The sequence below is a fragment of the Streptomyces botrytidirepellens genome (assembly GCF_003721215.1).
GTDB classification, from domain to species: domain Bacteria; phylum Actinomycetota; class Actinomycetes; order Streptomycetales; family Streptomycetaceae; genus Streptomyces; species Streptomyces himastatinicus.
In genome coordinates this window covers 22805-48067 of record NZ_RIBZ01000066.1, presented here as the reverse complement: position 1 = coordinate 48067, position 25263 = coordinate 22805, and the positions used below count along the sequence as shown (strand labels likewise).

Annotated in this window: 25 protein-coding genes and 1 pseudogene; 16 read left to right on the top strand and 10 right to left on the bottom strand. The window is 71.5% G+C overall.

Annotation, left to right across the window (positions count from 1 at the left end; all coding sequences use genetic code 11):
* Nucleotides 1-36: 36 nt before the first annotated feature.
* The 3 genes from EEJ42_RS05025 to EEJ42_RS05010 form a co-directional block, all read right to left on the bottom strand.
* Nucleotides 37-915, bottom strand: a complete 879-nt coding sequence (locus EEJ42_RS05025) for a geranyl diphosphate 2-C-methyltransferase (RefSeq protein ID WP_123098786.1) — start codon at nucleotides 913-915, stop codon at nucleotides 37-39.
* Between the two features lie 17 nt (nucleotides 916-932).
* Complete coding sequence (locus EEJ42_RS05020) at nucleotides 933-2114, bottom strand: family 2 encapsulin nanocompartment cargo protein terpene cyclase (protein ID WP_425472849.1); 1182 nt, start codon at nucleotides 2112-2114, stop codon at nucleotides 933-935.
* A 262-nt stretch (nucleotides 2115-2376) separates the two neighbouring features.
* On the bottom strand, nucleotides 2377-3789 hold the full coding sequence (locus EEJ42_RS05010) for a family 2B encapsulin nanocompartment shell protein (protein ID WP_123098785.1): 1413 nt from the start codon (nucleotides 3787-3789) through the stop codon (nucleotides 2377-2379).
* 554 nt (nucleotides 3790-4343) lie between these two features.
* On the opposite strand from EEJ42_RS05010, the gene EEJ42_RS05005 reads away from it, so the two are divergent.
* Nucleotides 4344-5303, top strand: a complete 960-nt coding sequence (locus tag EEJ42_RS05005; protein ID WP_123098784.1) for an alpha/beta hydrolase family protein — start codon at nucleotides 4344-4346, stop codon at nucleotides 5301-5303.
* 63 nt (nucleotides 5304-5366) lie between these two features.
* On the opposite strand, the gene EEJ42_RS05000 is transcribed toward EEJ42_RS05005, so the two are convergent.
* The gene (locus EEJ42_RS05000; protein WP_123098783.1) at nucleotides 5367-6326 is read right to left on the bottom strand and encodes a TauD/TfdA dioxygenase family protein; all 960 of its coding nucleotides are present in this window, start codon (nucleotides 6324-6326) and stop codon (nucleotides 5367-5369) included.
* Nucleotides 6327-6800: 474 nt separating this feature from the next.
* Here EEJ42_RS05000 and EEJ42_RS54505 point away from each other — a divergent pair, with 474 nt between their 5' ends.
* The 6 genes from EEJ42_RS54505 to EEJ42_RS04975 all read left to right on the top strand — a co-directional run bounded on the left by EEJ42_RS54505 (nucleotide 6801) and on the right by EEJ42_RS04975 (nucleotide 13552).
* The gene (locus EEJ42_RS54505) at nucleotides 6801-6932 is read left to right on the top strand and encodes a putative leader peptide (protein WP_425472848.1); all 132 of its coding nucleotides are present in this window, start codon (nucleotides 6801-6803) and stop codon (nucleotides 6930-6932) included.
* A 286-nt stretch (nucleotides 6933-7218) separates the two neighbouring features.
* Nucleotides 7219-8808: an ABC transporter substrate-binding protein gene (locus EEJ42_RS04995; RefSeq protein WP_123098782.1), complete on the top strand. Its 1590-nt coding sequence runs from the start codon at nucleotides 7219-7221 to the stop codon at nucleotides 8806-8808.
* A 2-nt stretch (nucleotides 8809-8810) separates the two neighbouring features.
* On the top strand, nucleotides 8811-9755 hold the full coding sequence (locus EEJ42_RS04990; RefSeq protein WP_123098781.1) for an ABC transporter permease: 945 nt from the start codon (nucleotides 8811-8813) through the stop codon (nucleotides 9753-9755).
* 19 nt (nucleotides 9756-9774) lie between these two features.
* Nucleotides 9775-10638: an ABC transporter permease gene (locus EEJ42_RS04985; protein ID WP_123098789.1), complete on the top strand. Its 864-nt coding sequence runs from the start codon at nucleotides 9775-9777 to the stop codon at nucleotides 10636-10638.
* Nucleotides 10635-12518: an ABC transporter ATP-binding protein gene (locus tag EEJ42_RS04980; protein WP_123098780.1), complete on the top strand. Its 1884-nt coding sequence runs from the start codon at nucleotides 10635-10637 to the stop codon at nucleotides 12516-12518. Before EEJ42_RS04985 ends, EEJ42_RS04980 begins: the two co-directional genes overlap by 4 nt.
* Nucleotides 12515-13552, top strand: coding sequence for an LLM class flavin-dependent oxidoreductase (locus EEJ42_RS04975; protein ID WP_123098779.1), 1038 nt, complete (start codon nucleotides 12515-12517; stop codon nucleotides 13550-13552). The genes EEJ42_RS04980 and EEJ42_RS04975 overlap by 4 nt, the downstream gene beginning before the upstream one ends.
* A 72-nt stretch (nucleotides 13553-13624) precedes the next feature.
* Here the strand turns inward: EEJ42_RS04975 and EEJ42_RS04970 are convergent, their stop codons facing one another.
* Nucleotides 13625-14194, bottom strand: coding sequence for a sigma-70 family RNA polymerase sigma factor (locus EEJ42_RS04970; RefSeq protein WP_123098778.1), 570 nt, complete (start codon nucleotides 14192-14194; stop codon nucleotides 13625-13627).
* Nucleotides 14195-14243: 49 nt separating this feature from the next.
* Here EEJ42_RS04970 and EEJ42_RS04965 point away from each other — a divergent pair, with 49 nt between their 5' ends.
* Nucleotides 14244-14486, top strand: a complete 243-nt coding sequence (locus tag EEJ42_RS04965; protein WP_123098777.1) for a zf-HC2 domain-containing protein — start codon at nucleotides 14244-14246, stop codon at nucleotides 14484-14486.
* Nucleotides 14487-14774: 288 nt separating this feature from the next.
* On the opposite strand, the gene EEJ42_RS04960 is transcribed toward EEJ42_RS04965, so the two are convergent.
* Entirely contained in the window at nucleotides 14775-15557 is a 783-nt protein-coding gene (locus EEJ42_RS04960; RefSeq protein WP_123098776.1) for a PE-PGRS family protein, read from the bottom strand.
* Between the two features lie 149 nt (nucleotides 15558-15706).
* Here EEJ42_RS04960 and EEJ42_RS04955 point away from each other — a divergent pair, with 149 nt between their 5' ends.
* From EEJ42_RS04955 to EEJ42_RS04945, 3 genes are read left to right on the top strand one after another with little or no spacing between them, the layout of a single operon-like run.
* Nucleotides 15707-15940 (top strand): hypothetical protein, encoded by a 234-nt coding sequence (locus EEJ42_RS04955; protein WP_123098775.1) that lies wholly within the window; start codon nucleotides 15707-15709, stop codon nucleotides 15938-15940.
* Nucleotides 15940-18210, top strand: coding sequence for a heavy metal translocating P-type ATPase (locus tag EEJ42_RS04950; protein WP_123098774.1), 2271 nt, complete (start codon nucleotides 15940-15942; stop codon nucleotides 18208-18210). The genes EEJ42_RS04955 and EEJ42_RS04950 overlap by 1 nt, the downstream gene beginning before the upstream one ends.
* 57 nt (nucleotides 18211-18267) lie before the next feature.
* Nucleotides 18268-18780: a copper chaperone PCu(A)C gene (locus EEJ42_RS04945; protein WP_123098773.1), complete on the top strand. Its 513-nt coding sequence runs from the start codon at nucleotides 18268-18270 to the stop codon at nucleotides 18778-18780.
* A gap of 153 nt (nucleotides 18781-18933) precedes the next feature.
* On the opposite strand, the gene EEJ42_RS04940 is transcribed toward EEJ42_RS04945, so the two are convergent.
* Nucleotides 18934-19395: a GNAT family N-acetyltransferase gene (locus tag EEJ42_RS04940; protein WP_148081852.1), complete on the bottom strand. Its 462-nt coding sequence runs from the start codon at nucleotides 19393-19395 to the stop codon at nucleotides 18934-18936.
* Between the two features lie 20 nt (nucleotides 19396-19415).
* On the opposite strand from EEJ42_RS04940, the gene EEJ42_RS54500 reads away from it, so the two are divergent.
* Nucleotides 19416-19688: a cupin domain-containing protein gene (locus tag EEJ42_RS54500; RefSeq protein ID WP_123098771.1), complete on the top strand. Its 273-nt coding sequence runs from the start codon at nucleotides 19416-19418 to the stop codon at nucleotides 19686-19688.
* Nucleotides 19689-19741: 53 nt separating this feature from the next.
* Here the strand turns inward: EEJ42_RS54500 and EEJ42_RS04930 are convergent, their stop codons facing one another.
* Together EEJ42_RS04930 and EEJ42_RS04925 are read right to left on the bottom strand one after the other, a co-directional pair.
* The gene (locus tag EEJ42_RS04930) at nucleotides 19742-21013 is read right to left on the bottom strand and encodes an MDR family MFS transporter (RefSeq protein WP_123098770.1); all 1272 of its coding nucleotides are present in this window, start codon (nucleotides 21011-21013) and stop codon (nucleotides 19742-19744) included.
* A 261-nt stretch (nucleotides 21014-21274) separates the two neighbouring features.
* A complete protein-coding gene (locus EEJ42_RS04925) occupies nucleotides 21275-22258 on the bottom strand; it encodes a trypsin-like serine peptidase (RefSeq protein WP_123098769.1) in 984 nt (327 codons plus the stop codon).
* Nucleotides 22259-22622: 364 nt separating this feature from the next.
* On the opposite strand from EEJ42_RS04925, the gene EEJ42_RS04920 reads away from it, so the two are divergent.
* The 4 genes and pseudogenes from EEJ42_RS04920 (at nucleotide 22623) to EEJ42_RS52495 (ending at nucleotide 24252) form a co-directional block, all read left to right on the top strand.
* The gene (locus EEJ42_RS04920) at nucleotides 22623-23105 is read left to right on the top strand and encodes a molybdopterin-dependent oxidoreductase (protein ID WP_123098768.1); all 483 of its coding nucleotides are present in this window, start codon (nucleotides 22623-22625) and stop codon (nucleotides 23103-23105) included.
* A 102-nt stretch (nucleotides 23106-23207) separates the two neighbouring features.
* Nucleotides 23208-23384 (top strand): annotated as a pseudogene (locus EEJ42_RS52505) (methyltransferase type 11); the annotation flags it as partial.
* A gap of 131 nt (nucleotides 23385-23515) precedes the next feature.
* A complete protein-coding gene (locus EEJ42_RS52500; protein WP_246096060.1) occupies nucleotides 23516-24001 on the top strand; it encodes a methyltransferase domain-containing protein in 486 nt (161 codons plus the stop codon).
* Nucleotides 23974-24252 (top strand): methyltransferase domain-containing protein, encoded by a 279-nt coding sequence (locus tag EEJ42_RS52495; RefSeq protein WP_246096058.1) that lies wholly within the window; start codon nucleotides 23974-23976, stop codon nucleotides 24250-24252. The genes EEJ42_RS52500 and EEJ42_RS52495 overlap by 28 nt, the downstream gene beginning before the upstream one ends.
* Before the next feature lie 27 nt (nucleotides 24253-24279).
* Here the strand turns inward: EEJ42_RS52495 and EEJ42_RS04910 are convergent, their stop codons facing one another.
* Nucleotides 24280-25107, bottom strand: coding sequence for an MOSC domain-containing protein (locus tag EEJ42_RS04910; RefSeq protein ID WP_123098767.1), 828 nt, complete (start codon nucleotides 25105-25107; stop codon nucleotides 24280-24282).
* Nucleotides 25108-25263: the final 156 nt, after the last annotated feature.

The following is a 25263-nucleotide window of genomic DNA, read 5'->3' as shown; positions in this document are numbered from 1 at the left end:
CGGGGACGGGCCCGGCCCCCTTCCGCGGGGAGGCGGTCAGACGCGGTCGGCTGCGATCAGGAGGTACTGGAAGGAGCCATCCTTGTACGAGTTGATGAACGCTTCCTCAATGCCGGTGACCAGCGAGGACGTGGCCCGCAGCTCCCAGTAGGGCAGGGTCGCGGGCGTGAGGTCGATGACGGCCTGCGGTACGAGGCGATTGTCGGCCATGGCGCGCAGGTACTCCCGGCGGGAGTGGATGTTGCACTCGAAGTGCGCGTTGATCTGGGACACCCACTTCGACGGCTGGCCGTACCGCGGGTTCCAACAGCCGGTGATGGTCACGTAGCGGCCGCCGACCGCGAGGACGCGGGAGTGCTCCGCGAACAGGTCGTGCAGGTCCACGTACATGCTCGACTCGTTGTTCCACGAGGCCGCGGCCTGCCCGGTCTCGAACGGCGTCCGGAGCATGTTGCAGACACGGGCGCGGACATGGTCCTCGATGCCGAGTTCACGGGCACGCCCGTTGGCGAAGTCGGCCTGCTTGGCCGACAGCGTGACGCCCTCCACCGTGCACCCGAAGCGCTGGTGGGCCATGACCATCGAGCCGCCGCGGCCGCATCCGGCGTCCACGAGCGTGTCGTCGCGCTCAATGGGGCCGAGGTGGTCCAGGAGGAGTTCGGCCTGCGCCGACTCCAGCCGGTGCAACTCGGCGATCAGCCTCTTCTCGTAATCACCGGCCTCGACATCGCCGAGGGCGGCGTGGTCGACGTCGCCGATGCCGTAGTGGTGGTGGTACAGGCCGTCCACATCGCCGAGGCGCAGGTTCACGGGCCTGGCCTCGCGATCCCAGTAGCGGGCGATGTCCCCCTGGTAGGGCGTCACCGGGGCGGGGATGAACATGGAGGGGGCGGCGGTGAAATCGGTGCTGGTCATCGATAAGTCCATTCCTCTTACCAGAAGTCGGGCAGGCTGTAGCGGTAGGTATTGGTCTGGTGCCAGTAGTGGTTGCCGTCGACCCACACCGCCACGCCGCGCAGAAAGCGCTGCACGGTCGGGACGGGGCAGGCGGCGGCCAGGGCCGCGGCTTCGGCCTCGAAGTCGTGCATGAGGTCGTTGTGCACCTCGACCGCCTTCAGATAGGCCTCCCGCTCGGAGACGCCCTCGCGTTCCGCGATCACCACGGGCAGGTTGAGGTGCCGGCCGGGGCTGGCGAGTTCCTTGGTGTACGAGTACAGGTCGTTCACGATGGTGGTGGCGTTCCCGGCGAGCGCGATGACCCGCTGCATTGCGGGCTGGGCGTGCAGGTCCGCCGGGAGTTCGTAGCCGCCGACGGTGTCGGTGATGGTCGGGCACGGCCGGAAGTTGTTGAACTGGCGCATCACCAGGTATTCCCACACCTCGGGCACGTGGTCCGTCTGCGCCCACGCGGCCTCGGCGAGGTACCCCATGTGCAGCCGCGCCATGTCGTGCCGGAGCCGGTCGGCCTGGGAGGCGCTGGCCTCGCGGACGAAGTACTCCATGGCGGAGCGGTAGGCGCGCCGGGGCGCGTCCGAGTGGAGCGACTCCGCCCACTGCGGCTGGTACTCCTTCGCCGTGTGCAGCGGGTCGAGGGCGGTGTGCGCCAGCAGCAGGCGCCCGCCGAGGCCGATGGGCGAGCCGCCGTGGTCCTCGCAGTAGCAGTCGTCCACCGCGTTCTCGGCGACCATCATGCGGGTGGCGAGCATCAAGTGGTCGACGGTGGGGGCGTCCGGATGGCAGGCGACCATGTAGCGCCCCACGGAGAAGCCGTCGAACTGGTCCTCCCAGTCCTCGGGATACAGATCGACCTCGTCCAGCGCCCAGGCCTTGATCCTGCGGCTGACCTCCTCCACCCGCCCGGGATCGGGCTCCGGCACCGGGTGGTGGTAGAGGCCCGGGACCGGGCTGCCCTCCGCGGGCGCCTCCGGTGGCGTCGGCGGCGTACGGGGCTCCTCGCGCCGGGCGGCCGGGTGCAGGCTCGCCGTGCCCAGCCCGCTGGGGCCACGCAGGATCCGCTCCAGGCCGACGCGCGCGCTGCGCACCTCGACGGGAGCGACGTCGGCGGGCGGCGGGGCGGGCAGGGAAGGCGGAGGGGAAAACTCAGGCGCAGACATCCATGGCTCCTCGGTGGGGTGGGTGGCCGTCCGGCAGGGGAGGTGCTAGGGGGTGTGCGTGTCGGTCAGGCCGGATCAGCGAGCGGCGTCTGGCGCGGGGGACACCTCCCAGCGGTAGCTGGGGGAAGCTCGCAACCCGTGTGAGGAGAGCGCAGGGGACACCTCCCAGCGGTACCTGGGGGAGGCGCTGCGTGCGACGAGCGCGGGGCCGCGAGGTGCCGTGCCAGGCGTCGGGAGCCCGGCATGATCGGTGAGACACCCCCTAATCGCGGCTACGGGCGATCTGCACGTTCTCCAGCACGCCGAGGGCGTCCGGCACCAGAATGGCGGCGGAGTAGTAGGCGCTGACGAGGTAGGAGATGATCGCCTTCTCGTCGATCCCCATGAAGCGCACCGACAGGCCCGGTTCGTACTCCTCCGGCAGACCCGTCTGACGCAGGCCGACGACGCCCTGGTTGTCCTCGCCGGTGCGCATGACCAGGACCGAGCTGGTGTTCTCCTTGGTGATGGGAATCTTGTTGCAGGGCAGGATCGGGACGCCGCGCCAGGCCGGGACCTGCTGCCCGCCGAGATCGACGTGGGTCGGATAGAGCCCGCGGGAGTTGAACTCCCGCCCGATCGCCGCGATCGTCCGGGGGTGGGCGAGGAAGAACTTGGAGCCACGGCGGCGGCAGAGCAGCTCGTCGAGGTCGTCCGGGGTGGGCGGGCCGGAGTGGGTCTGGATGCGCTGCTTGAAGTCTGCGTTGTGGAGCAGGCCGAACTCCCGGTTGTTGATCAGCTCGTGCTCCTGGCGCTCACGCAGCGCCTCGATGACGAGCCTGAGCTGCTCCTCGGTCTGGTCCATCGGATCGTTGTAGAGGTCGGCGACCCTGGTGTGGATCCGCAGAACGGTCTGGGCGACGGAGAGTTCGTACTCGCGGGGCTTCAGCTCGTAGTCGACGAACGTACCGGGCAGCGCGAGTTCCCCGGTGTGCCCGGCCGCCAAGGCGATCTCGGCCTCCCCTCGGCGGTTCTGCTGCCGGCCGGCGAGCGAGCGGAACTCCCGGACGTGGGCCTGGAGGCCCGGCGCCGTGGAGAGCACGGCGTCGAAGTCGGCGCGGGACAGGGTGAGCAGGGTGCCGGACGTCTCGGCGGTGGCGGTGCAGTCCCACCGGGCGTCCGCGTCCAGCAGGGCGTTCTCGCCGAACCGGTCGCCGTCGGCGAGTACGGCGACGGCGGTCTCGTTGCCGTACTTGCCGACCGTGGTCTGGCTGACGCGGCCGTGAGCGATCATGTGGAACTGCTCGGCGGGCGTGCTGCGTTCGACCAGCGTCTCACCGGCACGGAAGTCGCGCTGGACGCAGCGGTCGGCGATCGCGGTGAGCACCTCCACGTCCTCGAAGCCACGCAGCAGGGCCAGTTCGCCGAGTTCGCGGGGGATCACCCGGACGGTGGCACCGTCCTGGACGAACTCCACGCGCCCGTCCCCGACGGTGTAGGTCAGCCGACGGTTCACCCGGTAGGTGCCGCCCTTGACCTCGACCCAGGGGAGCGTCCGCAGCAGCCAGCGGGAGGTGATCCCCTGCATCTGCGGCGCGGACTTGGTCGTGGTGGCAAGGTTGCGGGCAGCCGCCGTGCCCAGGCTGGACTGCCGAGGCGGTTCCATGGGTGCTTCCGGGCTGGTACCAACAGTCATCGGGCGAGCTCTCCTTCGTAAACGGCGGTGGCCTCGCGCGCACGCGCGTCACCGGAAAAGAGGAAAGGAGGGGGGCAGACATCCGGGTATCCGCGCAGACCCGGGAAACGGTAGTTGCCGGTGCGCCCGATCGGCCGGGGGAGCCGTCAGTATTAACTCGATAAGATGATCGTGGCCCGCGGGGGGTTTGGGCCGGATCGGGGGTTCCCACCGAGCGCTCCGACCATCCGGCCGACGGCGACGATGGGCCAGGAGTCCCCTGCTTCACGCGCTCGGAGACGGACCCGCGGCAAGCTTCGTGCCGTGCGCGGCCTTCCCCTCCGCCGCGGGCGGTGCGGAGTCGCCGGAGGCGGTCATGCCCATGTCCCGGGCGGCTTCCAAAGCCTTCTTCTTCAGTGTCCTCGGCGCCGCCCAACGCCTTCCCCGCCTGGAACTGCGTGCGCTCCGACACCCTTTGACGAAACGGAACATCGCTCCGTATATTAATCGGAACAACGTTCCGCTTTCGGTTCGGCCGCAGCAGGACGCTTCTGCAGGGAAGGGAAACCCGCATCATGAGTGAACCGACGTACACCGCCGACACCTTCGGCACGCCCGCTCCCGTGCTCTCGGTCAGCCCGGTCGTGCTGCCCGCGCCCGACCGGGCCGTGGACCTGGAGATGCGCGTTTCGGCGCCCCTGACCGGGAGCGATCTGCCGGTCATCCTCCTCTCACACGGCCACGGCTACTCGAACCACCTCTCCTCGCTGAACGGCTACGCGCCCCTCGCCAACTTCTGGGCGGCGCACGGCTTCGTCGTCATCCAGCCCACCCATCTGAGCTCCAGGACACTGCGCCTCGATCCCGAGACCCCCGGGGCACCCCTGTTCTGGCGGTCACGGGCCGAGGACATGAAGCGCATCCTCGACCAGCTAGACGCGATCGAGTCGGCCGTCCCGCACCTCCTCGGGCGACTGGACCACAGCAGGGTCGCCGTGGCCGGACACTCGATGGGCGGCCACACCGCGAGCCTGCTCCTCGGCGCCCGGCTCACCGATCCGCACGACGGCCGGGAAGTGAACCTGGCCGAGCCCCGTATCAAGGCGGGTGTCCTGCTTGCCGCGCCCGGCCGAGGCGGCGACGCCCTCACCCAGTCCGTGGCCGAGACCATGCCGTTCTTCCTGACCACGGACTTCTCCACGATGACGACACCCGCGCTCGTGGTGGCCGGAGACAAGGACGCCTCCGGCCACCTGACGGTCATGGGCCCGGACTGGCACACCGATCCGTACGTCCTCTCCCCGGGCCCCAAGTCCCTGCTCACGCTGTTCGACGCGGAGCACGGGCTCGGCGGGGTCGCCGGATATGACGTCGCCGAAACCACGGACGAGAACCTCGAGCGCGTGTCCGCGGTCCAGCGGCTCACCTGGGCCTACCTCCGTACCGAGCTGTACCCCGGGGGCCCGGCCTGGAAGGTGGCGAGTGACGCCCTGACGGCCGGCCCCGACCCGCTCGGACGAGTCGACACCAAGTAAGCGGATGAGGCGCGGCGGACCAGATGAAGAGGTGTGGCCGGTCCGCCGCGGGTCATCGCCGGATCAGGCCTGTGCGTCCACCCCATCGGTGGAGGCACCCGAGGCGATGCCATAGGCGGGCTCGGGGACGGACTCCGGCGCGAGCAGCACCGAGCGGCGGCCGTCCACCCCGACCGGGACGTCGCCGTCGATGGTGACGCGGCGCAGGGTGCGCTCGTGGGCGTCGGAGTCGTCGACGCCGTAGTGCTGGGTAGCGCGGTTGTCCCAGATGGCGACGTCACCGGCGCGCCACTGCCAGCGGATCGTGTTCTCCGGACGCTCGATGTGCGACTGGAGGACATCGATGAGGGCGCGCGAGTCGCGGCCGTTGAAACCGCTGAGCTTCTGCACGAAGTTCCCCAGGATCAGGGTGCGTTCCCCCGTCTCGGGGTGGACGCGCACCACCGGGTGCTCGGTCTGGAACTTGATGGCGGTGAACACCGTGAGGTGCCGCTCCAGCGCCGCGGCCGACGCGTCGGGGCGGGTGGCGGCGTAGTCGTAGTCGTTGGTGTGCACACCGCGCAGGCTGTCCGCCAGCACCCGCAGCGGCTCGGGGAGATGGGCGTAGGCGGCGGCGGTGTTGGACCAGAGGGTGTTGCCGCCGTAGGGCGGGATGACCTCGGCGCGCAGGATCGAGAACGCCGGATACGCGGGGACGAACGTGACGTCGGTGTGCCACTGGTTGGCGCGCCCGCCGTGTTCGTTGTCGATGGGGAACGCGTAGCGGCCGTCGGCGGAGGGCACGGTGGGGTGCGCGACGGGCTCGCCGAGGAGCCTGCCGAACGCCTCGTGGCTCTCGGCGTCCAGGTGGTGCTGGTCGCGGAAGAACACGACCTTGTGCTCGAGCGCGGCGGCGCGGACCGCGGCCACGGTGGCCTCGTCCAGGTCGCCGCCGAGCCGCACTCCGGAGATCACGGCCCCGATGCGCCCGCCGATCTTCTCGACGGTGAGGGTGGTGGTCGCGGCGGGTGCGGTGAACGTCATGGTGGAGGGTCCCTTCGCCGGGTGAGTGGCGGCTTGTTTTCGTTGCTGTCGGAGCGGAGGAAATCCGTGCGGCGCGGGGGAAACGCGCAAGCGGGCTCGCTGGGGAGAAGAGAGAGGGGGCGGTCAGCGACACGCACACCCGGTGCGGGCGGGGCGCCCCCGGCCCGCACAAGGCCGCGGAACGCGGAGATTCATCGCGGTCACGTCCAAGAGCTTGGGCAGTGTCCTGAGGGCCGGTCAAGGCTTCCCCGGTCGGCTTCACGCCCCTGCAACACAGGGCCGTGGTCCCACATGCTGGACCGACGGCCCTTCTTGTATTTCGTCACGCAGCTGCCACGGTCGTACGGAATCCGCTGCTCACACGCCCGCCGCAAGGTTTCGGCAATACGGCCGCAATGCTCCCGTAGGACCGGCAAGACGCCCTGGTCACAGCGTTGTTGACCTTCGTGCGGAACCGCTGCCATTCTGCTGCGCGTGCCCCCGGACCTGCGCCTCGTGTCCCGCTGGCATGTCGATCTCTGTCGGCAGGCCAGCGCGATCTGTGCTNTCGATCTCTGTCGGCAGGCCAGCGCGATCTGTGCTGCCCGTCGCCACGTGCGCCGCTGACGGCCCGTCGCCACGTGCGCCGCTGACGGCCCGTCGCCACGTGCGCCGCTGACGGCCCGTCGCCACGTGCGCCGCTGACGGCCCGTCGCCACGCGCCGCTGACGCACCGCTGATCCGCCACCGCTGAGCCACCGCCGCTCCGTGTCCGGCGCTACGGACCACCTCACGGCGCATCACCCGACTGTCCTTCCTCGTCACGCGGCTGCCCCGCGGCCCGTGCACTGCCGCGCGCCCCCGCCCGTCCCCGATTACCTTCCTCCGAAGCGAAAAGAATGGGTCTTCCCTCATGCACACACCCCCTCTCCCGCCTGCGGACCCGCTGTCCCGGCGCACCGCCCTGCGTGCCGCCGGTTCCGGTGCCCTGCTGCTCGGGGCGGGCGGTGCGGTGACCGGTTGCCGTTCCGCCGTCTCCGCGGTCGGCGGATCGGCGGACGGACCCCAGCGCGGCGGGACGCTCACGGTCGCGGTCAACGAGGACTTCGAGCCCTCCCTGCTGTTCACCCAGGCCGACCAGTCGCTCCAGAACCGGCTGATCTACAACACCCTGATCCGCTACGACGACCGGCTGCGGCCCCAGCCGGAGCTGGCCACGTCGTGGCAGTACGCCGCCGACGGCCGGAGCATCACGCTCACGCTGCGCGACGACGTGACGTACCACGACGGCCGCCCGTTCACCGCGGACGACGTCATCTTCGCCGTCAAGAACCTGTGGAAGCCGGAGCGGTCGTCCCAACTCACCGCCACCGCCGAGGCGGTGACCGGGTTCGAGAAACGTGGCGACCATGAGCTGGTCCTGAGACTCGCCCACCCGGTGAGCAACCTCTTCGACCTCTTCGAGTTCATGATCATCGCGGATCGGCACACGATCGACGACGCGCTGGCGGGCAAGAAGCTCAACGGCACCGGCCCCTTCACCTTCGTCAGCCGAAGGCCGGGGGTGGGCCTGAGCCTCGTACGCAACGACAGGTACTGGATCCCGGACCGCCCTTATCTCGACGCCGTCGAACTCCGCGTCTACACCCAGCCGGACGCCCTGCTGTCCGCACTGCGCTCGGGCCAGGCGCAGCTGTCGTACCACGTACCGGGCAAGTACCTGGCCACGCTCAAGATCGGCGCGAGCTTCAGCGTCAAGCAGTACGACACCGGCACCGGCGCCATGTACGTCGGCGCGACCGTCACCAAGGCACCGGCCGACAACAAGACCTTCCGGCAGGCCATCGCCTGGGCCGTGGACCGGGACCGGATCGTCTCGCAGGCGCTCGGCGGCTACGGCCTCGCCTCGGCGGCGCCCTGGCCCAGGTCCTCGCCCGCGCACAGCGAGGCGTACCGCACCCACTACACCCACAACCCGTCCAAGGCCCGTGAGCTGCTGAAATCCTCCGGGGTGTCCACGAAGCAGACCCTTCCGCTGGGCCACCCCACCACATCGGCGCACACCACCATCGCCGAGATCGTGCAGAACGACCTGAAGGAGGTCGGCATCAGGACCCGGCTGGAACCCACCGACCCGGCCGTGTTCCAGAAACAGCTGATCTCCGGCACGATGCCGACGCTGTGGATCAACACCCACGCCTTCTCGCAGGTCCACCCCTCCACGCTCGCCATCAGCGCCTACCCCTTCAACGAGGCCAGGAACACCTCGCACTTCCGCTCCGCGGAGTACACCGAGGCCGTCCAAGCGGCCTGGCGGCACAAGCACGCCGACGGCGCCGCCGCCAACGCCCTCTACCGACGCGTCTCCGACCTGCTGCTCGACCAGGCATTCATCATCGACCTCGCCATCGAGGACGCGGTGCAGGTGGCGTCGAAGCGGCTGCACGGGCCGACGCTCAGCAAATACGTGTACCTCAACCTCGACAACGCCTACCTGGACTGACCATGCGTGGCTACCTCCTGAAGAAGATCCCCTCGGCGCTGCTGGTCCTCCTCCTCGCCTCCTTCCTGATCTTCGCGATCCTCCGGCTCGTCCCCGGCGACGCCGCCGACGCGCTCGCCGGGCCCGACGCCTCGCCCGAGTCCGTCGCGGCCATCCGCCACCAACTCGGCCTCGACCAGCCGATGCTGACGCAGTACGTGGCCTGGATCGGCGATCTGGTCGCGGGCGAGCTGGGCCCGTCGTACGCCATCGGCGGCGAAGTGGCGGACCTGATCGGCGACGGATTCGCGGCCACCGCCGAACTCACCGCGGGCGCCCTGTTCTTCACCGTGGCCCTGGGCCTGCTGCTCGGCGTGCTCGGCGCCACCTCCCGGCGCCCCGCGGTGCGGGCGGCCGTACGGGCGCTCACCACCGCCGCCCTTGCGGTGCCACCGTTCGTGACGGGCGTGGTGCTGGTGCTGGTCCTCGCGGTGCAGTTCGTCGTGCTGCCGTCCGGCGGCCGCGTCGGGCTCCTCGAGGCGCCCGACCTGGAGCTGCAATACCTGCTGCTGCCCTCGCTGTGCCTGGCCCTGCCCAGCGCGGCCGTACTGGGCCGCTATGTGAAGGACAGCCTGGAACGCGCCCTCGGCGAGGACTACATCCGCACCGCCACCGCGGCCGGAGTCCCGCGCCGCAGACTGCTGTGGCGGCACGCGCTCCCCAACGCCCTGCCACCCGTCGTCACCCTGCTCGGCATCCAGACCGGCCAGCTCCTCGGCGGCGCCGTCCTGGTGGAGGCCATCTTCGCCTGGCCGGGCCTCGGCCAACTCGCCGACCAGGCCCTCACCCGGCGCGACTACCCGGTCGTCCAGGACGTCCTGCTGCTCCTGGTCGCCGTGTTCGTACTGATCCAACTGCTGACCGACATCGTCTACGCGCTGCTCGACCCGCGCATCCGGTGGGAGTGACCCGGGAGTGAACACCACCATGACCACGCTCTCCACCGCACCCGAACCAAGCGTGCGCAAGCGGGCTGCCCGCCACCCCTACCTCACCGCCCTCACCACCACCCGCGGCCGCATCGGCCTGCTGCTGGTCGGCCTGGTGGTGCTCGGCGGCCTGCTCGCCCCGCTGCTCACCTCGTACGATCCCACCGACCAGAGCGGTGACACCCTGCTGGCCCCCGGCAGCGCCGGACACCTGCTCGGCACCGACGACCTGGGCCGCGACCTGCTCAGCCGGGTGCTGTACGGCATCCGCGCCGACCTGGAGGTGATAGCCACCGGAGTGCCCCTCGGGGCACTGCTGGGCTGCGCCTTCGCGCTGCTCGCCGCCGTACACCCGGTCCTGGACACCGTCGCGCAGCGGCTGTTCGACCTGGTGCTGGCCTTCCCCGGGCTGATCCTGGCGCTCGCCATCACCGCGGTCCTCGGCCCGGGTCGCCTCCCGGTGATCGTCGTCATCGCGCTCGCCGAAATCCCCGTCTTCGGCAGGCAACTGCGCGGCGCCATCCTCGTCCAGCGGGAGCGCGAGTACGCCGTCGCCGCGCGCGTCGGCGGCACCGGCCGGGCCCGGCTGCTGCTGCGCCACATCCTGCCCAACTGCGCCGACCCGCTGGTCGTCCAGCTCGCCCTCTCCCTCACGATCGCCGTCTTCCTCGAAGGCGCGATGAGCTTCCTCGGCGTCGGTGTGCGCCCACCCGAACCCACCCTCGGCAGCCTGCTCAGCCAGGCGCTGCCCTACCTGGCCCAGGCGCCCTTCTTCGCCGCCGGCCCCATGCTCTCCGTCACCCTGCTCGTCCTCGGTTTCTCGCTGCTGTCCGAGGCCCTGAACCGGGAGGTCCGCCGATGACATCCCCCCTGGCATCGCCCCTGCTGGACGTACGCGGCCTCAGCGTCGACTTCAGCGCCCCGGACGGCCGAACCGTCCACGCCGTACGCGACGTGAACGTCACCCTGGAGCGCGGCGAAACCCTCGCCGTCGTCGGCGAGTCCGGCTCCGGAAAGTCCACCACCGCGCTGGCACTGACCCGGATGCTGCCCGGCTCGGGACGGATCACGGCCGGATCGGTGCTGCTGGACGGCACCGACCTCGCCGCCGCCACCGAGGAGGAGCTGCGCGCGGTGCGCGGCGCCCGGATCGGAACGATCTTCCAGGACCCGATGACCTCCCTCAACCCCGTCCTCTCGATCCGCACCCAGCTCGACGAAGTACTGCGCGCCCACCGCCACGGCGACCGCGCCACCCGCCGGGCCCGCGCCGAGGAACTGCTCGACCTGGTGGGCATCCCCGACCCGCGGCGCAGACTGAACGACCACCCGCACCAGTTCTCCGGAGGCCAGCGCCAGCGCATCCTCATCGCGACGGCCCTCGCGGGCGAGCCCGATGTCCTGGTGGCCGACGAGCCGACCACTGCACTCGACGCCACCGTGCAGGAGCAGATCCTGCGGCTCCTGGCCGAACTCAACCAGAAGACCGGCACCGCCCTGCTCCTCATCACGCACAACATGGGCGTCGTGTCCCGCTCCTGCGCCCGCGCGCTGGTGATGTACGGCGGAACGGTCGTCGAGAACGGCCCGACGGCCGGCATCCTCACCCGCCCCCGGCACCCCTACACCGCGGGGCTGCTGGCCGCCGTGCCGCGGCTGTCGTCCCCCTCCGGCACCCGGCTCACCGGCATCCCCGGCGCACCGCCCGACCTGTCGCTGCCACTGATCGGCTGCGCGTTCGCACAGCGGTGCGCGGCGGCGGACGAGCAGTGCCGGACCGAGGCGCCACCCCTGGTCGACGGCGTGGCCTGCTGGCACCAGCACACGCAGCCGGTCACGGCGGCCCCGCCCGCCGACCGCGGTGCCCGCGCCACCGCCGACCGTGACGCACGCGCCACCGCCGACCGCGGTGCCCGCGCCACCGCCGAAGGGAACACACCGCTGCTGGAGGCCGTCGCCCTGCGCAAGGAATTCCGGGGACGCCGCCACACCCCGCTCGTCGCCGTCGACGACGCCTCCCTCACCCTGCACGCGGGGGAGACCCTCGGCATCGTCGGAGAATCCGGGTCCGGCAAATCCACCCTGGCCCGGCTCCTCTCCCACGCCCACCCGGCCGACGGCGGCACGATCCGGCTCCGCGGCGAGGACGTCACCCGGCCCTCCCGCACGGCGCTACGGGCCCTGCGCCGCCAGGTGCAGATGGTGTTCCAGGACCCGTACGCCTCACTCAACCCCCGGATGACGGTGGGCGACATCATCGGCGAGCCCCTCCGCGTCCATGGGCTCCACCCCGACCGCGCCGCACGCGCGCAACGCGTCGCCGAGCTGCTGGAACTCGTCGGCCTTGACCCGGCCGTCGCCGACCGCCTGCCCCGCGCGTTCTCCGGCGGCCAGCGCCAGCGCATCGGCATCGCCCGCGCCCTGGCCCCGGAACCCTCCGTGCTGCTGTGCGACGAACCCGTCTCGGCGCTCGACGTCTCCGTACAGGCCCAGATCGTCAACCTGCTGGCCGACCTTCAGCGCGACCTCGGCCTGGCCCTGCTGTTCATCGCCCACGACCTGGCGGTCGTACGGCAGGTCAGCCATCGCATCGCGGTCATGCACCGGGGGAGGATCGTCGAGACGGGACCCGCCGACGAGGTGTGCGTGAACCCGCGGCACCCCTACACCAGCGCCCTCCTGGCCGCCGCGCCCGAACCCACCCCGGCCACCGCGGAGGTGCTGGAGACTCACCCGGTATGAGGACACACAAGCAGACGCCGCAGACCTCGAAACCCCTGGCGAAGCTCGGCTTCCTGACCATCGGGCTGTTCGACGCGGCCGACCCCCGCCGGGGCCACGAGTCGACCCTGGAGATCATCGAACTGGGCGAACGCCTGGGATTCGACAGCGCCTGGGTGCGCCACCGGCACCTGCAATACGGCATCTCCTCACCCGTCGCCGTCCTGGCGGCCGCGTCGCAACGCACCCGCCGCATCGAGCTGGGCACGGCCGTCATCCCCGTGGGATGGGAGAATCCGCTGCGGCTGGCCGAAGACCTGGCGACGGTCGACATCCTGTCCGGGGGCCGCCTCAACCCGGGGGTCAGCGTCGGCCCGCCGAACCACTACGACCAGGTCAAGGACGCGCTCTACCCCGACACGGCCGATGTCGAGGACTTCAGCCATGAGCGCGTACGACGACTCCTGGACTTCGTACGCGGCGAACCGGCCACCGACTTCAGCGGCGTCGAGGGCTTCGAGGTGTTCTCCGACCGCGTCCAGCCGCACGCCCCGGGCCTCGGCCGCCGCATGTGGTACGGCGGCGGCAGCCTGCGGTCGGCCCGGTGGGCCGGAGAGCAGGGCATGAACCTGCTCACCAGCAGCGTCGTGAAGGCGGAGGAGTCCGAGAACTTCGCGGAAATCCAGCTCTCGCACATCCGGACCTTCCGCGCCCACCACCCCGACGGCGACCGCGCCCGGGTCTCCCAAGGGCTCGTCGTCATCCCCACCGACACCGCCTCGCCGGAGCAGCGCGCGAAGTACGAGACTTACGCCCGCAAGCGGCTGCCGCGGACCGCCACGCCCCAGGGACCGGCGCGCATGATGTTCGCTCCCGACCTCGTCGGCACGTCGGAGGAGATCGCCGAACGGCTCGCCTCCCACGCCGCCTTCCGGGAGGTCGACGAGGTGGCGTTCGCGCTGCCGTTCACCTTCGACCACGACGACTACGTCCAGATCCTCACCGACATCGCCACCAGGCTCGGCCCGGCATTGGGCTGGCAACCGGCCGCCTGATCTGTCCTCCCGTGAAGGAGTCGGGATGTGGTGGAGGCGCGCGACCGCGTCCTCCACCACACCCCCGGGGCGTCAGGCCATGGCGCCCGCCGGTTCTTCCTCCGCAGCGGTGAGCTGTGCGATCAGGGATTCCCGGGCCCTGGCCACACGGGAGCGGATCGTGCCCACCGGGCAGTCCGCCACGGCCGCGGCCTCAAGGTAGGACAGCTCCAGCAACTGGGTGAGCACGAACGCGTCCCGCTGCGGCGCGGGCAGCCCCGCCAGCAGCTCGCCCAGGGCGACGCCCTCGTCGAACCCCGGCACACCGCACGGCTGCCTCCGTTCCGCGGCCGCCTGCCAGTCGTCGGTTCCGGCGACCCGGGGACGGGACGACACCCACCGGATGCGGTCGGCCACCACACGGCGCGCGATCACCAGCAGCCACGTACGCGCCGACGACCGCCCCTCGAAGCGGGGAAGGCTCCGCAGCGCACGCACATAGGTGTCCTGCACCAGGTCGTCCGCCGCCTGCGGATCCCCGCTCAGATGCGCCACATAGCGGCGGATGTCCGCACGGGTTGCGCGGACGAACTGCTCGACGGCGGCCGGGTCGCCGTCACGGGCCGCGAGCGCCCATGCCGTCACGGTGGCGTCATCACGCATGCCGACCCTCCCCACACCGCGCGCCGCTCACATCGGGGAGGATGACCGCATGCACTGCTCGCTCATCCGAACGGCCGTCTCCGCCCGCCTCGACGGCGAGGAACCGCCCCCGGGCATCACCGCGCAGCAGTTGGCCGCCCACCTCGACACGTGTGCCACCTGTCGGCAGTGGGAGGCCCGCGCCCGAGCGCTCACCGAATACATCGCGCGCCTGCGGGACGCGGACACCGACCCGGGTGGCCCGGACGACCCGGGCGCCGAAGCCCCGGACCAGCCACCGCGGGCGTTCTGACGTCGCGCAGCGCGCAGCCCCGGCGCCGCGCGGAGGGACAGAACCGACCGCCGCACCGCGCCGGCCGTCCGCCCCGGAACATTGCCGCGACCGCGCACGCCGTGGGGCGAGGAGCGCGGACGCGGGCACGGATGCCATCGGCATCCGGACAGGAGTCATCATCGGGAGTCCTTCACATGATCCGGCCACCGTGTCGCACGGCACCGGCACAAGAGGTGGCCAGGGCGCGGCAACCCCGCGACGCGATGAACACACCCGGGAACGCCCTGGCAGGGAACACACCAGCTGTCAGCCGACAGCAGGCCCCGGCGGTGGACCCCGCAGCGAAATGCAATGGGCGAGCAGCAACTCCCGCGCGGTGCGCCGCGACGTCTCCCGCATCGGGCCTGCCGACGGCGGCGCGTCGGGAATCACGGCACCGAAGACGACGACCAACGGTGCGAACAGCCGGATGGCCGCCGCCCGCGCCAGCCGGAAAGCGGCCCGCTCGCCACCGCACAGCCACCACGCGCTCAGGAGCGCGACCAGAAGATGCGCGGCGACCATTCCGGCCATGGTGCCGTGCATGACGTCCGGCACCATGGGATGCGGCATCCGGGCCATCCGATCGATGGCCATCCCGCCGCCGCCATGGTGGCCGTGCCCCGCCATCGCGGGGGCCGCGCCCTCGCGGAGATGGCGGCTCAGCCCGGCGTCCCGCGCCACCCGCGCCGCGTCACTCCCGGAGAGCCGAGCGCGCCCCGGTCCGCACAGCAGGGCCCTGGCCCATTGTTGCGACAGTGACATCCGGGACTCGCTGCTGCTGCCGCCGCCGGACAGGGCCTGGCCGAACGAGAAGACGGTGTGCAGCGCCGCCTGTGTGCCCACGGTGAGCCCGCCGACCGCCACCGGTCGGCGCTCCCGGCCCGTGAAGCACCACGCGCCGACCGCCGTGACCGCCAACGCGGCCAGCAGGGTGGACGTCGGCACCCGCATCCCCGACATGACGATGTGCCCCAGTGCCGCGGCCAGCACGCAGACGACCGCGAACACCGCGGCGCGCACCGTCCTGAGCACCTGCCCCGCATCCATGTCGCCGCCATCGTCTCAGCAGCGCGGACGCACCGGACGGCGGGGTGGGCAGGCCGTGTGGCACACACCACGGACAAGCCAAGGGAACTGGACCCCGTTCCGGCCCGACTCCCTGTACCGGTACGGCTCGAAGACGTCAGGAGACCGGTATGGAAGAACCTCGGCAGTCGTCCTACGGGACGCGAGGGTTGGCGCCACCGCCCGCCCTGTGCGGCTTTCTGCTGCTGCTCGCGCTCGCCTTCGGCGTGTCGCACGCCGTCGGAGTGCAGGCCGGACCCGTCGCACCCGGCATGCACGCCACGTCGACAAGCAGCGGCGGCGACGGTGGCGGCGGCGCGGACATGGGCGACATGCGGAACATGGGCCACGGGAACGGCCGCTGATGACCACGGAACCGTCGCCGCCCATCGTCACCACCGACCTGACCATCGGCGGAATGACCTGCGCGGCCTGCGTACGGCGCGTCGAGAAGAAGCTCGCCAAGCTGGACGGCGTGTCCGCGTCCGTCAACCTGGCCACCGGGAGCGCCCGCGTCAGCCACCCGCCGCACATCCGGCACGGGGAACTCCTCGCCACGGTCCAACAGGCCGGGTACACCGCCGCACTGCCGAAGCCGCGCCAGGAGGTCCCTGACGACGCCCCCGACACCGCACACCGGCAGCGCGAAAGGCTCCTGATCACGGCGCTGCTCGCCCTCCCCGTACTTGTGCTGTCGATGGTGCCCGCCTGGCAGTTCCGCAACTGGCAGTGGCTGTGCTTCGTCCTCACCGCACCCGTCGCCGTCTGGGGCGCGTGGCCGTTCCACGTACGAGCACTGCGCGGGCTGCGGCACTCGACGGCGACCATGGACACCCTGGTGTCGCTCGGCGTGGCGGCCTCCTTCTCCTGGTCGGCCTACGCCCTGTTCCTCGGCGGCACGGGCGGGCCCGGGATGCGGATGCCGTTCAGCCTCCTGCCCTCAGCCCCGGACGGCGTCGCACACCTCTATCTCGAAGCGGCCGTCGGCGTGCCGCTGTTCGTGATGACCGGGCGCTTCCTGGAGGCACGGGCCCGGCACGGCACGGGAGCCGCGCTGCGGTCGCTGGCCCACCTCGCGGCCAAGGAGGTGTCCGTACGCGAAGACGGCACGGAACGCCGCATCGCCATCGAGGAGTTGGCGGCCGGACAGGTCTTCGTCGTGCGCCCGGGGGAGCGGGTGGCCACCGACGGCGTGGTGGTGGAGGGCCGTTCCGCCGTCGACCTGTCGCTGGTCACGGGGGAGAGCGAGCCCGTCGAGGTCGCGCCCGGCTCCTCCGTGGTCGGCGGGGCCGTCAACGCGGGCGGACTCCTGCTGGTCCGCGCCACGGCGGTCGCAGCCGACACCCAACTCGCCCGCATCACACGCCTGGTCACCGAGGCCCAAGCGGGGAAGGCCCGGGCACAGCGGCTCGCCGACACCGTGGCCGGGGTGTTCGTACCGGTCGTCCTGACACTCGCCGTGACCGTGCTCGGGTTCTGGCTGGGCGCCGGAGCCGACCCACAGGCCGCGATCACCGCGTGCGTGGCCGTGCTGGTCGTGGCGTGTCCGTGCGCGCTGGGTCTGGCCACGCCCACCGCGCTGATGGCCGCCACCGGCCGCGGGGCCCAGCTCGGCGTCCTGGTCCGCGGGCCACGGGCGCTGGAGGCGCTCCGCCACGTCGACACCGTCGTCCTCGACAAGACGGGCACCCTCACCTCCGGACACATGAGCGTCGCCCGGGTCACGGCCGTGCCGGGCGGGCTGGGGGAGGAGACGGTGCTGCGGCTGGCCGGGGCGGTGGAGCGGGGCTCGGAGCATCCGCTGGGCCGGGCGATCGCCGCGTACGCCGAACACGCCCTGCCCGCGAAGCCGCCGTTGCCCCAGGTGACCGACTTCGCCGCGACGGCGGGCCGGGGAGCGCGCGGCCTGGTCGACGACCGACGAGTCGAAGTCCTCGCCCCGGACGACGCGCTGCCCACCGAACTCACGGAAGCCCTCGCGGCCGCGGAGACGGCAGCGCACACACCCGTCGTGGTGCGCGTCGACGGGGTGACGCAGGCCCTCATCGCCGTCGGCGACGTCCTGCGCCCCGGCAGCTACCGGGCCGTGCACCGACTGCGGCGGCTCGGCGTACGCCCGGTCCTCGCCACCGGCGACCGGGAAGCCCCGGCCCGCTCCGTCGCCGCCGCCCTGGGCATCGAAGAGGTCCACACGCGTCACACGCCCGAGGAGAAGGCCCGCCTCGTCCGGGAGTTGCGGGAACAGGGCCGCCACGTGGCGGTCATCGGCGACGGCGTCAACGACGCGGCGGCACTGGCGGGCGCCGACCTCGGGATCGCCATGGGCACAGGCTCGGACGCCGCCATCGGGGCCGCCGACGTGACCCTCGTACGCGGTGACATCGAGGCGCTGGTGGACGCGGTACGGCTCGCCCGGCGCACCCTCGGCACGATCCGGGCCAACCTCCTGTGGGCCTTCGGCTACAACGCGGTGACGGTGCCGCTCGCCATGGTCGGCCTGCTCAACCCGATGGTGGCCGCGGTGGCCATGTCGGCCAGCTCCCTGCTGGTGGTCGCCAACAGCCTGCGGCTGCGGGCCTGGCAGCCGTCGCCCGCCCGCGGGCGCGCGCCGACGGCCTCCCGAAGGCTCCCCTGACGACGGCTGCCATGCCTTGTGTACAACGCCCCGACGACAACCCGGAGCCACCGACCGATGACCGCGCACCCCTGGCGACCCACCTGCCGACGCCTCGCCGACACCCTCTTCGCCGCGCTCGCACCCGCCACCGCGTGCTGCCTCGCCCTCGGGGGCCTCATCGCCTGGACCGCCTCCGGCACGGCGGGCGGCCCGGCACGGATCGCCATCACCGAAGGACGCGTCCTCCCCGCGTACGCCGACGGCTGGGACACCGCCGCGTTCTTCCGCATCACCAACACCGGCGGCACGGACGACCGGCTGCTGAAGGTGACCTCCCCCGCGGCGGCCGGCGCTCCCACCCTCAACCGTCACCGCATGACCGGCGGGGCAGCGGCGTACGGGCAGAAAGTGGCGTCCGCCGCCGTCCCGGTCGGCGACGGCATCACCATGTCCCCGCACGGGCTGGACGTGAGGCTACGAGCGAAGACGAAGTGGCGCGCAGGCGACCTCGTACCGTTCACCCTCCACTTCGAGCACGGCGGACGCATCGACACGCGAGCCAAGGTGGCCCGCGCCGACATCCGGTGAAGGGTGGGACAAACACGCAGGAACTCACGGCACATCCGCTCCGAGTGCGGCCGTGTACTGGTGAGCTCGCCTATCGTCAGTTCCCCATGGAGCGAAGTCGTTGAGCAGCTCGGCGAGAGCGTGAAGCACTCGTCCCACCCCCGCCTGGGGCTGTCATGCCGTGTGGATGGTGACGCTCAAGACCGGAAGCACCCGGCCTGGGGCGACCTCTCGTTCGCCAATGCGCTCGGCTCCCATACGCAGGTAGAACCCTTCGGCGTAAGGGTCGGATTCCAGGGTCAGGGTGTGAAAGCCCGCGCTGCGGGCCGAGGCGACGGCGTGTTCCCAGAGCGTCCGCCCCAGCCCCATGCCGATCACCCCAGGTTCGAGGAACAGGTCTGCCAGCTCGCCGTGCGGAGGTTCGCCTGCGATCTGGTAATAGCCCGTCACCACACCGTCCCGCTCCGCGACCACGACGTGCCCGTCACGAATGGTGGCGGAGCTGACCGACAGCATTTCCGCCATCCGATCCAGCATCGCCTGTGGATAACCCCAGTGCCCCTTCGACCGCCGAGTCAGCGCCGTGAGCACTCCTGCCTCATCGGGCTCAGCAGCTCGTAAGATGATCTCGTTCATGGGGTGGAGTATCACCCGCCTTGCTCTTCTGGAGCGAAGGGATTTCACTTGGCAGACCCCGGTCGCACCCCGCGCCAGGACTCTGCGGGGTCCAGCCGGATGGTGACTGCACGGGGGCCGATCAGCTCGGCGTCCATCCCGGCAAGGAATGGTTCACCGTCGTGTCGGGAACCGTCGCGCTGATCCTCGGCGAGCGCGCCCTACGGGTCGAGGCCGGTCAGGCTGTCGAGTTCTCCACCATGATCCCCCACGCCATCAAGGCACCTTCCGCCCGCCGGAGTGGGGCCGCCTGACTCATCGGGACGGCAGACCCAGCCACGTCGAACAGAGCTGACGAGGCGGTCGTTCAGGACGCTTCGCGGCGGGGCAGCAGCGCCACCGCGAGGGCCGGAACGGCGGCGAGGACCAGCCAGGGCACAGCGGCCGGGAGGCCCAGGTCGAGCAGGGAGCCGGTGGCCGAACTGCCGACGAGGACGATCAGGCCGGACACGGAGGACAACGCGCCGGTGTAGAGGCCGAGCCGTCCGTCCTCGGCGAGGTCGGGCACCCAGGCGCGAGCTGCCGGGACGACCAGCATCTGGCCCAGGGTGAGCAGGACGACGAACCCCGCCGCGGGCAGCAGCCCCACGACACCCGACCACCCTGCCGGGCGCGCGGCGGCCACCACCGCGAAACCGGCCGCGATGAGCAGCAGCCCACCCGCCATCGAGCGGCGCAGATCAAGCCGGTCGCCCGCCCACCGGGTCACCGGGAGCTGGGCGCACACCACCAGCAGGGAGGACAGCGCGAACAGCCAGGACAGGGGAGTCTGCGAACCCGTCGCGCGCTCCACCTCGTCCGGCAGGGCCAGGTAGAGCTGGTTGTAGGCGAGCAGATAGGTGCCGTACGCACAGCACAGGGCGAGGAAGCGGCGGTTCACCAGCAGCGCGCGCACCCCGCCCCGCTCCCGGGTGCGGATCCGGCCGGGAATGTGCTGCGGCATCAGCCGCACGTGCCCGGCCAGGACGAGGACGAACACCCCCGCCCCGGCGAGGCACGCGGTACGGAAGTCCACGACCAGCAACAAGCCGCCCAGCAGCGGTCCGACGAAGGCCCCGGCCTGCCCCGCCGCGCTGAACAGGGCCAGCACCCGCGTACGGGGGCCACGGCCCCCCTGCTCCCAGATCACCGCCTGCCGGGCCACCTCGGACTCCACCGCCGGCGAGAACAGCGCGGCGGCGAACCCGATCAGCAACACCGCGCCGACCACACTCCAGACCGCCCCCGCGTACCCCAGCCAGGCGAACCCGGCGATCCGCAGCACACACCCGGCCAGCACGACCGGCCGCACACCGTACCGGTCCACCAGCCAGCCGCCCACCACGAACAGGCCCTGCTGGCTGAAGGTCCGCAGCCCGAGGACGAACCCGACCAACCAGCCCGCCATGCCGATGGCGGCGCCGAGGTGTTCGGCGAGGAACGGCAGCACGGCGTAGAAACCGACGTTGAAGGCGAGCTGCGTCAGGATCAGCAACCGCAGCAGCGGCGACAAGTCCTTCCAGGCCCGCTCGCGTGGCGGCTTGGGGACGCGGGTGGTCCGGCCGGTGCGGGCCAGGACCCGGGAGAGGGGATCGGTCATCGGGGGTTCCGTCGGTCTGTGCGGGCGAGTACGGGGCGTACGCGTGGCTCCGGGGTGCCGTGCCCATCCTCGTGCACAGATCCGCGCCGCATCCGCGCGGGTCCCGCGCGCCGGATCGTTCAAGGCCGGCGGCAGGCCCAGCGGCCCCGACCAGTGTCCCGCTGGCCGGGGCACTGCGCGCCTACGCGACCGAGCCCGCCCGGCGGGGCTTCGCCGACGACTGGAAGGGCACCCTCGAGCCGGGCAAGGCGCCGGACCTCGCTAGGACGCCTGGGCCTTGTCGTACAGGGCCTTCGCCACATCACCGAAGTACGGGCCGAACATCTGATTCGGCAGGAAGACGTAGCCGAAGCTGTTCACGGAGACCTGCAACCCCGTGCCGGTGGCCTCGCTGAAGCCGGTGAACCACGGACCGCCGCTGGAGCCGCCCGTCATGTTGCAGGCGAGGCCGTGGTCCTGCGTGAGCAGGAAGTCCTTCGAGCTGTTGCCGCTGCAATAGATGAGCTTCGTGCCGTCGTACGGCGAGGCGGCGGGGAAGCCGAACGAGTACATCTGCTTGTTGTAGCCGCCGTTGAACTGAAGCCCCTGCGCACCCACGACCGAGGTGAGTTTCTGACCGTTCAGCGGGGCGACGACCGCGGCGCCGATGTCGTAGTTCATGTCCTCACTCGCCTCCCACTGCGGAGTGGTGAGCGTCGTGGACGCGGCCCACTGGCCGTACGGCGCGTTGCCGTTGTTGTACGCGGGCACGAAGACCCAGTTGGTGTGCCAGCTGCCCTGGTACTTCACACAGTGCCCGGCGGTGATGACGGTGCTGGCGTTCTGGCTGGTCACAGCATTACCGGTGCAGGAAGCGGTACGCCCCTGGAACGTGAAGAACACCCGGCCGGAGGTGGTGACCACGTTCCCGCTGCCGGTCCATGGGCCACCGGCCTGCGGGAAGGAGGCGGGAGCGGCCGTGGGTTCGACGACGGTCGACGGCCCACCGGGCTCGGGTGTCTTCAGCCGCTTGGCGGCCTTCCGGGTCAGCAGCAGATCGAGCGGGGTGGCCGAGCGCATCCGCTCGGCGGTCCAGAAGGTGCGGGCCTTGTGCTGTTCGGCCGTCGAGGTGGCGCGGGTCGCCGCCGACGGTCCGGAGGCCGGTTCGGGGGTCGCCGCGTTGGCTGCGCCGGGAGTGAGCAGACCCCCGGTGAACAGGGCTCCGACGGCCAGCAGAATGCCCGCGGCAGTGCGATGGCGTCTCACGCATGTCTCCTTCTGCCGTGCCCGGACTGGTGGGCCCGGACAGGGTGGGGGAACGAAGAGCGGTGCGGATAGACGTGCGAGAGGCAGCGTGCCACGGGAATCTTGACTTGTCAGGGGCGCGTTGAAGCATTTCTCGTCCGGACGCCGACCGGGCCCACGCCGAGACCTCCGCCCCCCATCCGGCCCACGATGCGCCCCGGCTGAAAGAACCTCAGACCGCAGGAAGCCACCCGACTTGAAGTCGCAAATGCGAGGGAAAGGCCTCCTTCAGCGCCGCAACAGCCAGATCAATGCACCACAGGGTTGGCATGTGCGTTTGTATCCGACAAGGGCCCGGGTACGTACACCCGGGAGGTGGTAGCCCGTGAGTCAGTCCCTCGCAGCTGCCGGTACGGCCACCCGCCCGCTGGCGGAACTGGCGCTCACCGGCGATCTGAACCATCCGGCCCGGCTGACGGCGCCCGACCTGCTCGCCTGGCCCCAACACGACGCCGACGTCAGCTTCGAGTGCGCCACCAGCGGAACCCGGCACCACCGCTTCACCGGGCCGCTGCTGCACGATGTGCTGGCCACCGCCCGCCCCGGCTTCGACCCCGCCCGCCGCAAGGACCGCCTGCGCTTCCTGATCGCGGTATCCGGAACAGACGGCCACCACGCCCTCCTCTCCTGGGCGGAGATCGACCCCGACTTCGGCCGCGCACCGGTCCTGCTCGCGGTCACCATCGACGACACCTCCCTCGACCGCGCCGGTCCCCAGCTCGTCCTGCCCCAGGACCGCTGCGGGGCCCGGCACATCAGCGGCATCACCGCGATCCGCGTGGACGGCGGCTACACCTCATGGACGTGACCCGGTGAGCTGGGCGAACCCGACAGGCGTCCTGATCGTCCAGCACCTGCCGCACGAGGGCCGTACGCCATCGGCACCGCACTGGAGGCGGCCGGGTTGTCGGTGCGGGTCTGCCGGACCTGGGCCGGGGACCCGGTCCCGGAATCGCCGGACGGACTGGCGGCGCTGGTGGTGATGGGCGGACCCATGGCGGCGTACGACGACTCCCCGGCGTTTCCGACCCGCTCCGCCGAACTGGCACTGCTACGGGCCGCGCTGGCGGCCGAGGTCCCCGTGCTCGGGGTGTGCCTCGGCGCGCAACTGCTGGCAGTGGCGGCGGGCGGCACGGCCCGGCCCGGCGACGGCCCGCAGATCGGCTGGGGAGCGGTACGGACGACCTCGGCCGCGCCCGCCGACCCCTCTTCGCCGCAGTGCCCGAGCGGCTTCGCGTACTGCACTGGCACGGCGACACCATGGGCCTCCCGCCCGATGCCACCCTGCTGGCCTTCTGCGGCCGCTACCCGGTCCAGGCGTTCCGGATCGGCGGCTCGGCCTGGGGACTCCAGTCCCGCGCGGCCCGGACCACGACCCGCGCCTTCTGCACCTCGCAGGCGGCGACCTGGGAGGAACACTTCGCCGCCGACGGCCCCCGCTACGCGGCAGCCGTCACCCGCATGGAACTGCGCCCGGGGCAGCGGATCATGGACATGGGCTGCGGCACCGGCCTCGCCCTGCCCGCACTGCGCACCGAAGCCGGCCCCAAGGGCGCCGCGCTCGGCGTGGACCTCACCCCGGCAATGCTCACGGCCGCCGCACGCGAAGGACGATCCGACCTCGCCCATCTCCTCCTGGCCGACGCCTGCCGACTGCCCCTGCCGGGGGGGGATCGTTGGACGGCATCTTCAGCGCGGGCCTGATCGACCACGTTCCCGACCCCATGACCGTTCTGCGCGAATGGGCCCGCGTCACCGCCCCCGGCGGCGTCCTGCTGCTCTTCCACCGCTCCGGCCGCACCGAACGCGCCGCCCGCCACGGCCGCCCCCTGCACCGTGACGACCTGCTGGCCGAGGAGAACCTCCACCCCGCGCTGCACGCGACGGGCTGGCACCTGCTCCGCCACGAGGACGCGGCACACCACTTCCTGGCCCGAGCGGTGCGCGTCGGCTGACGGCGCGGCAGGCCGAGGAGGAACCCGTCAGACCTCCGACTCGCCCCAGGAGGTGACCTGCACTTCGTCGCCCTCCGACAGTTTGCCCGGGCGCAGCACGGCGTACTTCGCCCCGAAGGCGATGCCGCCTTCGGCAGCGCGGCGGTAGATGGCCAGGGTGCGCAGCGGCTCGGGGCCCGCCTTGGCACCGGACTGCTGGTCGACCATGGTGACGGCGCAGCGGATGGCGAGCTTGGCGTAACCGAGTTCCGCGTTGCCGATGGTGATCCGGAGGGCGCGATCCTCGGTGTGCGGGGTGTTCCAGCCGTCCACGACGACGTTCGGGCGGAAGCGGTCCATGGGGAGGGGCGAGGCGCCGCGCTCGCCCAGCCGCTCATTCAGCAGATCCACAGTGGACCGGGAGAGGAGGTGGATGGCACAGCTGTCGGCGTACCCGGACGTGCCGGGCGTACGGCCGTCGGTGACCCGGTCGTGGTCGGCCGGAACCCGCACCAGACGGCTCGGGGCGCCGAGAACCTCGGACAGCCACGCGGCGGCTTCGTCGCCCTGGTCGATGCCTCTGAACGGCGCCCCGAACAGATCGACTTCTCGAGGCCGACCAGAGACATCGACGTCGATCCCGACCGGATCCAGGGCCGGGGCGTGCAGCATCAGCCGTAGCCCGTCGGGACTGATCTCGGGGCGGATCAAGGCCAGCCGCGGGTCGCGCCGTTGGCTACGGAAGACACCTTCCTCACTGGTCACCATGAAACTGCGGTCATGGGCGAGACCTGCGGGCGTCAGCTCCGCGGTGTGCATCCGCATTCCACCGCACCCCTTGATGGGATACGACACCAGCTCCACGACCCTGGCCACATGCTCCCCCTGTCCGCGCGCGCCACGCCCCTGTGATCATATGGCCGCGCGACCGGGCGGCAATCGAAATACGGGCGACCCGCCCACTTCCTCAGGCTCTCAGCAGCGCATGGGCGATCGCGGTTTGCCGTGCGTCGAGCGCGCAGCTTCCCTCTT